This window comes from Nevskiales bacterium (assembly GCA_035574475.1).
Classification (GTDB): domain Bacteria; phylum Pseudomonadota; class Gammaproteobacteria; order Nevskiales; family DATLYR01; genus DATLYR01.
In genome coordinates, this window is sequence record DATLYR010000138.1 from 1 (window position 1) to 9,695 (window position 9,695).

General features: G+C 66.9%; 10 protein-coding genes. 1 reads left to right on the top strand and 9 read right to left on the bottom strand.

The genetic code is table 11. The features are described from left to right. On the bottom strand, window positions 1–990 hold a 990-nt coding region (locus VNJ47_07985; protein HXG28773.1), incomplete at its 3' end, for a proline dehydrogenase family protein. Between the two features lie 142 nt (window positions 991–1,132). Then, the gene (locus VNJ47_07990) at window positions 1,133–2,233 is read right to left on the bottom strand and encodes a fatty acid desaturase (GenBank protein ID HXG28774.1); all 1,101 of its coding nucleotides are present in this window, start codon (window positions 2,231–2,233) and stop codon (window positions 1,133–1,135) included. Between the two features lie 123 nt (window positions 2,234–2,356). Between VNJ47_07990 and VNJ47_07995 the strand changes: the two genes are divergently transcribed. Beyond that, window positions 2,357–3,376: an AraC family transcriptional regulator gene (locus VNJ47_07995; GenBank protein HXG28775.1), complete on the top strand. Its 1,020-nt coding sequence runs from the start codon at window positions 2,357–2,359 to the stop codon at window positions 3,374–3,376. Here the strand turns inward: VNJ47_07995 and VNJ47_08000 are convergent. From VNJ47_08000 to VNJ47_08030, 7 genes are all read right to left on the bottom strand, one after another. Beyond that, the gene (locus VNJ47_08000; GenBank protein HXG28776.1) at window positions 3,343–4,068 is read right to left on the bottom strand and encodes an ElyC/SanA/YdcF family protein; all 726 of its coding nucleotides are present in this window, start codon (window positions 4,066–4,068) and stop codon (window positions 3,343–3,345) included. The two genes, VNJ47_07995 and VNJ47_08000, sit on opposite strands and share 34 nt — an antisense overlap. A gap of 24 nt (window positions 4,069–4,092) precedes the next feature. Then, window positions 4,093–4,509 carry an MAPEG family protein gene (locus VNJ47_08005; protein ID HXG28777.1) on the bottom strand — a complete coding sequence of 139 codons (417 nt, stop codon included), beginning with the start codon at window positions 4,507–4,509 and terminating at the stop codon, window positions 4,093–4,095. Window positions 4,510–4,706: 197 nt separating this feature from the next. Continuing rightward, a complete protein-coding gene (locus tag VNJ47_08010; protein ID HXG28778.1) occupies window positions 4,707–5,885 on the bottom strand; it encodes a VWA domain-containing protein in 1,179 nt (392 codons plus the stop codon). 96 nt (window positions 5,886–5,981) lie between these two features. Then, on the bottom strand, window positions 5,982–6,824 hold the full coding sequence (locus tag VNJ47_08015; GenBank protein HXG28779.1) for a MoxR family ATPase: 843 nt from the start codon (window positions 6,822–6,824) through the stop codon (window positions 5,982–5,984). A gap of 240 nt (window positions 6,825–7,064) precedes the next feature. Further along, entirely contained in the window at window positions 7,065–7,520 is a 456-nt protein-coding gene (locus tag VNJ47_08020; GenBank protein ID HXG28780.1) for a transposase, read from the bottom strand. A 231-nt stretch (window positions 7,521–7,751) separates the two neighbouring features. Then, a complete protein-coding gene (locus VNJ47_08025; GenBank protein ID HXG28781.1) occupies window positions 7,752–8,930 on the bottom strand; it encodes a phosphoglycerate kinase in 1,179 nt (392 codons plus the stop codon). A gap of 108 nt (window positions 8,931–9,038) precedes the next feature. Next, window positions 9,039–9,695 (bottom strand): type I glyceraldehyde-3-phosphate dehydrogenase (locus VNJ47_08030; protein HXG28782.1); only part of this gene is annotated, 657 nt, incomplete at its 5' end.

Sequence of the window (9,695 nt, forward strand, 5' to 3'; positions counted from 1 at the left end):
CAGCCAGTCGATGACGGCGGGCGCGCGCTTCTGGTAGGCCTGTACCGCCAGCCCGAATCCCTCCCAGTCGCCGAGCGCCGCATCGCGGAACACCGCCGCGAACACGTCCAGCGTCGGCTCCAGGCGCTCGGCCTCCTCCGCATCCACGGTGAGGGCAAGGTCGGCCGCCTTCGCCTGCAGGGCCAGGTCGCGCAGGCGCGGGACGAGCTCGCGCCGCAGCCGCTCGCGCTGTGCGTACTCGAAGCGCGGGTGCAGCGCGGACAGCTTGACCGACACGCCGGCATCGGCAGCACCGCGCAGTGCGGCAAGGGTCGCGGCGTAGCCGTCGCAGTAGCGCTGCGCGTCGGCCGCCGTCAGCGCCGCCTCGCCGAGCCGGTCGTAGGAGAAGCGGTAACCGCGGCCCTCCAGCTCATGCGCCCGCGCCAGCGCCTCGTCCAGCGTTTCGCCCAGCACGAAGTGCCGGCCGAGCAGGCGCACGCCCTGGCGCAGCGCCTCGCGCACGACGGGCTCGCTGCTGCGCGCGAGGACGCGCTGCAGCACCGGCGCCAGCCCCGCGATTTCCGCGGGCCGCAGCAACCGGCCGGTCAGCAGCAGCGTCCAGGTGGCGGCGTTGACCAGCAGCGAGTCGGCCTGACCGAGGTGGCGCTGCCAGTCGGCACGGCCGAGCACGTCGCGGATCAGCGCATCCACGGTGCCGGTGTCGGGGATGCGCAGCAGCGCCTCGGCCAGGCACAGCATGACCACGCCCTCCTGCGAGGACAGGTCGTATTCATGCAGGAAGCTATCCAGCCCGCCGCGCCGGCGGCCCTGCATGCGGGCGGTTTCGATGAATCGGCGCGCGCGCGACTGGATGCGGTCGGCCATGGCCGCATCGCAGGCCGCCGCCTGCAGCAGCTCGCGCACGGCCTCGGCTTCGTCCATCCGACAGCGTTGCCGGATGGCCGCGCGCAGATCAGGGATGTCGGATTCCGCCGGCTCGGCAGGCGGCATGGCGCTCCTGCTCAGGCAAAGCCTGGGAACAGTTTAGCGCGCAATCAGCCGTCGCCTGCAGGGCAGGCTCCTGCACGTATTGATTGCTACGCTTGCCGTTAGGAGCGCGCCCTGCGCGCGACAAATAAGGCCGCGGAAGCCCTCAGGTGCTGGCGGGCTCCGCCACCCGTGCCGACGTCCGGTGGAAGCGGTTGGCGCGACGGAAGCTGCCGAAGTCGTTGAAGCGCACGCCCATCTCGCGCATCACCTGGTGCGCATCCCGGGCTACCAGCTGGCGGAGATAGAACGGCTGGCCGACGACGAAGTGATGGATCGCGTGCGTGCTGCCGAAGTTGAAGCAGAAGAGCTGGAACGGCAGCATCCACCAGGGGTTGAGCACCTGGCACTGCTGCATGATGTTCTCGTCCTCGACGTCGCCGTAGTAGTGCATGTTGCTGCTGACGAAGTGCAGGCAGAAGGTGCGCAGCGCGCTCGGCGCCAGCCACACCACGGCCAGGAAATCGACCACGCCCATCACCGACTGCACGCCGGCCGACCAGGCGATCGGCGCGCCGAACGCGGCGGCAGTGAGATCCACGGCATGGAACACGATGAAGCCGTGCCACAGCAGGTAGTGCAGGTTGCCGAGCGGCCAGTAGCCGCGCACCTGCTCCTTGATCAGCGCCTTGAGCTCGGCCGCGTCGCGCGGCTTCTGCGCCTGGATGAAGGCGCGCACCATCTTCTTGGTCTTGAGCGGGCGCAGGTAGATGGCCAGCATGTTGTCGCCGGTCATCAGGAGGCGCCGCAGGCCCCAGCGCTCGCCGTTGGTGATGCCGCGCTCCTCGAGGTCGGACTCGGTGCCGGAGTGCTTGTGGTGATGCAGGTGCAGGCGGCGGCGCACGAAGGGGCTGATCGTGCTCGGGCGCGCGATCCAGCCGATGAGCAGCATCAGGTTGTTGGCCCAGGGCTTCTTGCGGAAGTACATGAGGTGGATCAGGTCGTGCTCCAGCTCATGGATGAAGGACGCGAACAGCGCCACCAGCGGGATGCAGGCCCACCAGGCGATCAGGCCGTGGTAGTAGGCCACGCCGCTGCCGATCATGCCGGCCAGCGAAAACAGCATGACGGCGACGCCGATGGCGTCCTGCCGCTGCAGGATCGGGTACTGGGCCTTGAGGCGGTTGCCGGCCTCGGTGACCACCTTCTTGATGTGGGCGGTCTTCTGCGCATCGGTCATCTGCGCGGGGTTCAGCGTTGCGTTCATGGCCCATCTCCGTGCGGCTGGGGGTTTAGACGGGCCTATTCTGAAAAAACGGTCAATGACAAGCTGGCCCGAACACGCCAAGCTGTTGACCGGACGCGACAACTTCAACCAACCGCCGCCCGCATGCCCCGTACCGCCACCGCCCTGACCAGCTGGGCCCGCGCCATCCGCAAGGCCCTGGAGGCCGCCGGTCACGATGCCAAGCCCTTGTTTATCAAGGCCGGGCTGGATCTGGCCGAATTGGACAATCCAAATGCCCGCTACCCGGTGGAGGCGACCACCCGGCTGTGGCGGCTGGCGGTGGCGGCCACCGGCAATCCCGCCTTCGGGCTGACGGTGGCGAGCCATGTGACGCCCACCACCTTCCACGCGCTGGGCTATTCGCTGGTGGCCAGCGCCACGCTGAAGGACGCCTTCGAGCGGCTGCTGCGCTACTTCCGCATCGTCACCGACGCCGCCGAGCTGGAGTTCCGGCGGCGGGGCGAGGAGTATCACTTCGTCATCCGCATCGATCCGGCCGGGCCGCAGCCGGCGCCCGAGGCCATCGATGCCTTCATGTCCGTGAACTTGCGCATGTGCCGGGCGCTGTACCGGCGCGAATTCGCGCCGCTGCGGGTCACGCTGTGCCGGCCGGCGCCGCCGGATCCGTCCGCCTTCGAGCGCGTGTTCCGCGCGCCGCTGGCATTCGGCGCCGCCGAGAACCTGATGGCCTTCGCGCGCGCGCCGTTCGAGCAGCCGCTGGAAGGCGCCAACCCGGAGCTGGCGCGGCACAACGACGAGATCGTGGTGAAGTACCTCGCGCACTACGAGCGCAGCAACGTCACCCACCGTGTGCACGCGGTGCTGGTGGAGATGCTCTCGCTGGGCGAGCCGACGCAGGAGAAGGTGGCCGAGCGCCTGCACATGAGCCTGCGCAACCTGCAGCGCCGACTGGCGGCCGAGAACACCAGCTACAAGCAGATCCTCAACGACACCCGCCGCGCGCTGGCGCTGTCCTACATGCAGGACCCCAAGTACACGATCAGCGAAATCACTTACCTGCTGGGGTTCTCCGACACCTCGAGCTTCACCCGCGCCTTCCGCCGCTGGACCGGGCAGGCGCCGACGGTTTATCGCGAATCGCGGGATGCGCGCGCCGGCTGAGGCGCGCTCTTGCCGCCCGCTGCGGCCGGCCGCTCCGGGATCTCGACCGCCGGCGCAAGGTTGATCGGCACCGGCTCGCCGAGGAAGCGCGGGCGTGTCTTGAGCAGGAATACGTCGAGAACGGCGTTCACCCGCGCCAGCATCTCGCGCGCGATGATGCGGCGGCGCTGCTTGTCGCTGACTTCCGGCGGCGCGTAGGCGATCGCCGGGACGCCGTGGGCGCGGGCAATGAATACCGCGCGATAGACGTGGAAACGCTGCGAGATCACCGTGTAGCGTTCCAGCTTGAACACTGCGCTGGCGCGGATCACCGAGTCCAGCGTGCGGAAGCCGGCGAAGTCGAGGGTGATGGCCTCGGACGGTACGCCGGCCTCGACCAGCGCGTAGTACATCTTGCGCGGCTCGTTGTAGGTGTGGTCGGGATTGGCGCCCGAGGCGAGCACATGACGGATCTTGCCGGCCTTGTACAGCGCCGCGGCCGCCTCGATGCGGTGCTGGAACAGCGTGCTCTCGTTGCCCTTGCGGCTGTACGGACTGGTGCCGAGCAGCAAGCCGACATCGTTCGCCGGCAGCGCCCGGATGTCGCTGTAAACATAAGGCGCACTGCTATACACGACCCACTGGCTGCCAATCAGGATGAGGGCCGCCGCCAGGCCGACGAGGCCCAGCGGCAGCCCGAGCAGGTACCGCATGTTACGCGTTCTGGCTTGGCGGGCTTACACCAGCTGGCCCAGCTTGAGCAGCCACCAGATCAGGATCAGGGCCTGCACCGTCCACAGGGTGGCACGCAGGAACACCATCCAGTGGTTGACCGCGATGATGTGCACCACGGATTGCGCGATGCGCGCCGCCAGCAGCCAGCAGGCGAGCCCGTCGGTGACCGCGCCCTGCCCGAGCGCCTGCGCGGCGAGGATGACTGCCGCAACCAGCGGCAGGTTCTCGACGCAGTTCAGGTGCGCGTGCTGGATGCGCGTGATGACGGGCGGATCCTGCCAGGTCTGCGCACCGCGGGTCCAGCTGTTGGCGGGCGTCTTACCGAGCATCACCACCCCGGTGCGGTAGAGCACATAGCCGAAAACCAGGGCCAGGGTCCAGGCGGTATAGCCGAGCAGTACGGAGATGGAGGCAGTCATGGCGGACTCCTTCTTGGGGTTGTTTTTCTCATCAACTCTAGCGCAGATGGCAGGCGCCGGAGAACCCGGCGGCTTCTCCGGGTAGGAGCCTGCCCTGCAGGCGAGGCTTGGAATGTCGCGCGCAGGGCGCGCTCCTACTTCCAAGACGCTGGACCCCGGCTTGCGCCGGGGTGACGGAGAAGCCTGCGGCTTCTCCGTCACTTGCCCAGCAGGCGCATGCCGCGATCCAGGCCCTCGAGCGTCAGCGGGAACATGCGGTCGCCCATCAGCTCCTGCGTGATCTGGATGGACGGGGTGTATTCCCAGCGGTTTTCCGGCTCCGGATTGAGCCAGATGGCCTGCGGGTAGGTGTCGAGCAGGCGCTTGATCCAGACGCTGCCGGCCTCCTCGTTCCAGTGCTCGACGCTGCCGCCCGGGTGGACGATCTCATACGGGCTCATGGTGGCGTCGCCGACGAAGATCAGCTTGTAGTCGTGCCCGTACTTGTGCATCACGTCGAAGGTCGGCGTGCGCTGGCCGTGGCGGCGGCTGTTGTCCTTCCACACGAATTCATACACGAAGTTGTGGAAGTAGAAGTATTCCAGGTGCTTGAACTCGGTCTTGGCCGCCGAGAACAGCTCCTCACAGACACGCACGTGGTCGTCCATCGAGCCGCCCACGTCGAGGAACAGCAGAACCTTCACCGCGTTGTGCCGCTCCGGCACCATCTTGATGTCCAGCCAGCCGGCGTTGCGCGCGGTGGAACGGATGGTGTCGTCCAGGTCGAGAATTTCCTGCGCACCCTCGCGCGCGAACCTGCGCAGCCGGCGCAGTGCAAGCTTGAGGTTGCGCGTGCCGAGCTCGCGCGTATCGTCGTAGTTCCGGTACTCGCGCTGGTCCCAGACCTTGACCGCGCGCCGGTTGCGCGAGCCCTGCTGGCCGATGCGCACGCCCTCCGGGTTGAAACCGTAGGCCCCGAACGGCGAGGTGCCGGCGGTGCCGATCCACTTGTTGCCGCCCTGGTGCCGCTCTTTCTGCTCTTCCAGACGCTGCTTGAGGGTCTCCATCAACTTGTCCCAGCCGCCCAGCGCCTCGATCAGTTTCTTTTCCTCCTCGGTGAGGTTCTTCTCCGCCATCTTGCGCAGCCATTCCTCGGGAATCTGGCCGGGCGCAAGGCCGAGCGCCTGTTCGATGCCCTTGAAATAGGCGCCGAACACGCGATCGAAGCGGTCGAACTGGGTCTCGTCCTTCACCAGGCAGGTGCGGGACAGGTAATAGAAGTCGTCGATGCTGGCGAAGGCCACGCGCTGCTTGAGCGCCTCCAGCAGGGTCAGGAACTCGGTCAGGCCGACCTTGAGGCCGCCTTCGCGCAGGGCGAAGAAGAACGGGATCAGCATTTCTAGCCCAACGTAGGAGCGCGTCCTACGCGCGAGCAAGAATCGCCTGCAGGCAGGCTCCTACAGGAAGAATTAAAGGCAGCGGGCATGATGTCCCTACTGCGCGCGCCGGGCCATGAAGGCGATGCGCTCGAACAGGTGCACGTCCTGCTCGTTCTTGAGCAGCGCGCCGTACAGCGGCGGCAGGGTCTTCTTGAGGTCGTTCTCGCGCAGCGCCTCGGCTGGGATGTCCTCGGCCAGCAGCAGCTTGAGCCAGTCGAGCAGTTCCGAGGTCGAGGGCTTCTTCTTCAGCCCCGGGATCTCGCGCAGCTCGAAGAACACGTCCATGGCCTCCTTGAGCAGGTCCTTCTTCAGGCCGGGGTAGTGGACGTCCACAATTCTCGCCATCGTTTCCTTGTCCGGGAAGCGGATGTAGTGGAAGAAGCAGCGGCGCAGGAAGGCGTCCGGCAGCTCCTTTTCGTTGTTGGAGGTGATGACCACGATCGGGCGCTTCTTCGCGCGGATGGTTTCCTGCGTCTCGTAGACGAAGAACTCCATGCGGTCGAGCTCGCGCAGCAGATCGTTGGGGAACTCGATGTCGGCCTTGTCGATCTCGTCGATCAGCAGCACCGCCTGCTCCTCGCTCTCGAAGCACTCCCACAGCCGGCCCTTGACGATGTAGTTCCGGATGTCGTGCACCTTGGCGTCGCCGAGCTGCGAGTCGCGCAGGCGCGACACCGCGTCGTACTCGTAGAGGCCGTGCTGGGCCTTGGTGGTGGACTTGATGTGCCACTCGTAGAACGGGCGCTTGAGCGCCTTGGCGACCTCCTCGGCCAGGCGGGTCTTGCCGGTGCCGGGCTCGCCCTTGACCAGCAGCGGGCGCTGCAGGGTCACGGCGGCGTTGACCGCCATCATCAGGTCGCGGGTGGCGACGTAGTCCTGGGTGCCTTCGAAACGCATGGATCTATCCAGAGGTGGGGGTTGGGACGCAGGATCCTAGGGTACCGCAGATGCCGCATTGACGCGCCAGAACGGAAATCCCGGCTACCGATGCGTCTTGTAGGAGCGTGCCCTGTACGCGACATTCCCAAAAGTCGCCGGCAGGGCCGGCTCCTACAACACGGAACGGAACCACCTCTTTCTGTAGGAGCGCGCCCTGCGCGCGACATTCCGAAGAGTCGCGCGCAGGACGCGCTCCTACTACACCCAGATCGCATCCCAGTGCGGATAATCGCCAATCGTCTCGACCAGGCCCGCGCGCAGCGGGTTGGCAACGATATATCTCGCCATCGCCCGCAGATCTTCTTCCCTGCGCACGGCATGGTCATAGAATCCCCTGGACCAGACATCGCCCTGGACGCCGGTCCGGCGCAGGGCGCGGCTGGTCACCGACTTCAGGGCCTGGACCCGCCGCGACAGAGTGTCGTGATCGCCCAATTGCAGCAGCCAGTGCAAATGGTCGGGCATGAGGCACCAGGCGAGGCTGCGAGCGCCCTGCATGACGGCGGGATCGTTGAGCGCGCGCGCAACCTGCCGGGCGGCAGCCAGCGAACAGAACAGAGGTCGGCGTCCCTGCGTCGCGAACGTCACGTGGTAAACATGGCGTGGCAGCGACACCCGGCCCCTGCGCAACGCGCGGTGTCCGGGGTTGTCCATCGGCGGATGGTAGCAAGAGTCGCGCACAGGGCGCGCTCCTACAACATGGGAATGGAACCACACTCTTCTGTAGGAGCGTGCCTGCACGCGACCCGACCGTCGGCGACATTCCCAAGAGTCGCTTGCAGGGCAAGCTCCTACAAAGAAGCGGTTTCTTGTAGGAGCGTGCCCTGCACGCGACATTCCGAAGAGTCGCGCGTAGGACGCGCTCCTACAGGAAAGACAGTGCGCCTAGCGGGCAGCTCTTTCTTCCAGCACCGCCACGGCCGGCAGCGTCTTGCCTTCCAGGAACTCGAGGAAGGCGCCGCCGCCGGTGGAGATGTAGCCGATCCTCGAAGCGACGCCGAATTTATCGATGGCCGCCAGCGTGTCGCCGCCGCCGGCCAGCGAGAAGGCCGGGCTCTCGGCGATGGCCTGCGCCAGGGCCTGGGTACCGCCGGCAAAGGCGTCGTACTCGAACACGCCGACCGGCCCGTTCCAGACGATGGTGCCCGCCGTCTTCAGCTGCGCGGCGAGCTGCGCGCGCGTCTTCGGGCCGATGTCGAGGATCATCTCGTCGGCCTGCACTTCGCCGACGTCGCGTACCTCGGCGCGGGCTTCGGCCGAGATCTCGGTCGCCACCACGACGTCCACGGGCAGCGGGATGTCGCCGCCGCGCGCCTGGATCCTGGCGCGGATGGCGCGGGCGGTATCCAGCATGTCGGTTTCGCACAGCGACTTGCCGACCGGGTGGCCGGCCGCCGCGAGGAAGGTGTTGGCGATGCCGCCGCCGATGATGATCTGGTCGGCGATCGCGGCCAGGTTGTTGAGCAGGTCGAGCTTGGTCGAGACCTTGCTGCCCCCGACGATCACCGCCAGCGGCCGCTTCGGGTTCGCCAGCGCCTTGCCCAGCGCGTCGAGCTCAGCCGCCAGCAGCGGGCCGGCGCAGGCCACCGGCGCGAAGCGCGCCACGCCGTGGGTGCTTGCTTCGGCGCGGTGTGCGGTGCCGAAGGCATCCATCACGTAGATGTCGCACAGCGCCGCCATCTTCTTCGCCAGCGCTTCGTCGTCGTCCTTCTCGCCCTTGAGGAAGCGCGTGTTCTCGCCCAGCGCGATCTGGCCCGGCGCCAGCGCCACGCCCTCGATCCAGTTGCTGATGAGCGGCACGGTGCGGCCCAGCGCCTGCGACAGCCAGGCGGCGACCAGCGTCAGCGAGGCTTCGGGATCGAGCTTGCCGGCCTTGGGCCGGCCGAGATGCGACACCACCAGCACCGAGGCACCTTTCTCCAGCGCGAGCTGGAGCGTGGGCAGCGAGGCTTTCAGACGCGCGTCGGAGGTGATGCGGCCGTTGTGGATCGGCACGTTGAGGTCCTGGCGGATCAGCAGGCGCTTGCCGGCCAGGTCGAGATCGGTCATGCGGAGGATGGTCATTTCATGCTCCCATTCCCTCCCCCTCGATGGAGGAGGGCCAGGGAGGGGGTGAACGGCGGGCGGCCACCCCCATCCCAACCTTCCCCCATCAAGGGGAAGGAGTGAAGATCATTTCTTTGCGACGACCCGCACCATTTCCAGGCACTTGTTGGAATAGCCCCATTCGTTGTCGTACCAGGCCACCAGCTTGACGAAGGTCGGGTCGAGCTGGATGCCGGCGTCGGCGTCGAAGATCGAGGTGCGCGCGTCGCCGCGGAAATCGGTGGCCACCACCTTGTCCTCGGTGTAACCGAGGATGCCCTTGAGCGCGCCTTCGCTCTGCGCCTTCATCTCCGCGCAGATTTCCTTGTAGCTGGCGGGCTTTTCCAGCTCGCAGGTCAGGTCCACCACGGAGACGTCGGAGGTCGGCACGCGGAAGGACATGCCGGTGAGCTTCTTGTTCAGCGACGGAATGACGACGCCGACCGCCTTGGCCGCGCCGGTCGAGGACGGGATGATGTTCTCGAGAATCCCGCGCCCGCCGCGCCAGTCCTTGCTGCTGGGGCCGTCCACGGTCTTCTGGGTGGCGGTGGTGGCGTGCACGGTGGTCATCAGGCCGCGCTTGATGCCCCATTTGTCGTGCAGCACCTTGGCCAGCGGCGCCAGGCAGTTGGTCGTGCAGGAAGCGTTGGAGATGATGGACTGGCCGGCGTAGGTCTTATCGTTGACACCGAACACGAACATCGGCGTGTCGTCCTTGGACGGCGCCGACAGGATGACCTTCTT